Source organism: Vibrio sp. M260118 (assembly GCF_036533755.1).
Taxonomy (GTDB): domain Bacteria; phylum Pseudomonadota; class Gammaproteobacteria; order Enterobacterales; family Vibrionaceae; genus Vibrio.
In genome coordinates this window covers 1-1980 of sequence record NZ_JATABG010000504.1, presented here as the reverse complement: position 1 = coordinate 1980, position 1980 = coordinate 1, and the positions used below count along the sequence as shown (strand labels likewise).

Here is a 1980-nt window from a genome sequence, read left to right as displayed (position 1 = left end):
CACCAAATACGCCGCCCCAAACTACTAACCAGCCAAGGTGCACTTTGATCATCTTTTGCACCATCTCTTTGACTAGCTTTGGCGTTAGCTCGCTTAGGCGCTGATCAATGATGTTTTCAACATTGGTACGGATCTCATCCATCATCGCTGGTGCTTCAAGCTGTTCTTTCAACGCGTCTTTGATGGTATCACTTTGGCTCATATCGACGATGGCTTCTTTCATCTTGTCGACGAAAGGTTGTTTCATTGGTTCTAGGGCTTCAGTACCACCAAACATCGCAAGCATGCCACCAAACTGAGAGTTCGCGATTACTTCAACTAGCGAGTCAAAAGTAGGGTTAAAGTCAATCTTCTCAAGCACAGGCTCAAGATTAAGTGACTTACCACCGGCCATCTCTTTACTTAAAAACTTGTCGATGTTCTCTTGAGTGAAAAACTGTTCCATCATCAGGTTTTTGATTGCCGCTTTAAACTCTTCAAAGCGCGCAGGAATCACGCCCGAGCCATACAGCCCCGGCAGTTTTTCAAACAACATATGTATGGCCAACCAGTTGGTGATGGCGCCTGAAAATGCGAATAAGCCCGCGTAAAAGGCAACGTGGTTATCGGTGTGATAACCCCCGGCTAAAAGTGCTAGGGCAATGATGTTGGTAAGTAAGCTCTTGTTCATGAACAAAATTGAAGTTTATTTTTGATGGGGCGAAGTATATACCAAGTCGCTTGGCGAGTGACACTGCTTTGATAGGCTATTGCCCCTCAGTTCTACTTCTCCTCTGCTGACTTTATCGCCTGTAAGACATGCTCAGGTATCATAGCTTTGACGTTGTTTTTGAAATCGAACATCACACAGGTGGCTGTGCCAGTCGTGGTGATTTTACCGACTTTTTTGCTAACGATAACGTATTCCATAGTAAAGCGATCGTCTTGTAGTTCTTTGACCTTAGAGCCAATGAGCAAGGTGTCTGGATAGGTCACAGGAATTTTGTAACGACAGTCTGTATGGCTGAGCACCGGGCCGATATGGTGTGTTTTGAGGTCGACGAGAAGCTCTACCTTCTTAAAGTAGTCTAGACGCGCGGTTTCAAAATAGCGAAAGTAGACAGCGTTGTTGACGTGCTGGAGGGCATCCATCTCGCCCCATGCGACAGGGATTTCGGTGATGATTGGGTAATCGGCAAGTAACTGTTCCATGTAAGATCTCCATTTGGTTTGAGTAATTAGTCTAAAACCGATGAAGCCTTATGTGTGAAAGATGTTATCAGATTGTGATCGAGAGCGATTCGAAAGCCACTTGTTGTTTTCATATTCTACTAAACAGTTATTGATCCTCTATGTCTACGGTTTAGGGTAAGCAATGGAATAAAAGAAAGGGCCCGAAGGCCCTAATTCTATGATCTGAATAGTTAAGATTGAGTGCGGTAACTCTTCAAGATGTCAGCCAAAGAGACCGACGCTTGAGTCAAGTTAGCGACTCCTGCTGAAGACTGTTCCGCTACATTACGAATGGTGTTTGACTGGGTTCGGATATCGCTTAACTCTGCGGCGATGTCATTTGCTACAGCGCTCTGCTCTTCCGCTGAAGTAGAGATTTGAATGCTCATATCCATCAAAGAACGCGCTGACTCTGATATCGCTTTCACATCATTACCGATATCTGAAACTAAATCGCTACTGGTCTGCGCTTGGCTTACGGTTTGTTCAGTGATAGAAGCGATACTACGTGTTTCTGACTGGAGCTTCTCGATCATCGTTTGAATCTCGACCGTTGCTGCTTGAGTACGACTAGCGAGAGTTCGAACTTCATCAGCAACTACGGCAAATCCTCGACCCTGTTCACCTGCGCGGGCTGCCTCAATAGCGGCGTTAAGTGCAAGCAGGTTAGTTTGTTCTGAAATCGCGTTGATGGTGGTAATTACTTCATTAATTTGAGTGGTATCCTCGGTTAGCGTAGCAACTGATTCAGATGCTTGACCGATGTAG

Annotated in this window: 3 protein-coding genes; all 3 read right to left on the bottom strand. The window is 45.3% G+C overall.

Features of this window, described 5'->3' with window-relative positions:
- The coding region (locus QTO00_RS18915; protein WP_331426136.1) for a DUF445 family protein at positions 1 to 670 on the bottom strand (670 nt) is incomplete at its 3' end.
- Positions 671 to 762: 92 nt separating this feature from the next.
- Entirely contained in the window at positions 763 to 1191 is a 429-nt protein-coding gene (locus tag QTO00_RS18910; protein WP_331426135.1) for an acyl-CoA thioesterase, read from the bottom strand.
- A gap of 212 nt (positions 1192 to 1403) precedes the next feature.
- On the bottom strand, positions 1404 to 1980 hold a 577-nt coding region (locus QTO00_RS18905), incomplete at its 5' end, for a methyl-accepting chemotaxis protein (protein WP_331426134.1).

Coding starts and splice junctions, on each gene's coding strand:
- QTO00_RS18910 (WP_331426135.1), bottom strand. CDS start 1,191: ATGGAACAGTTACTTGCCGATTACCCAATCATCACCGAAATCCCTGTC.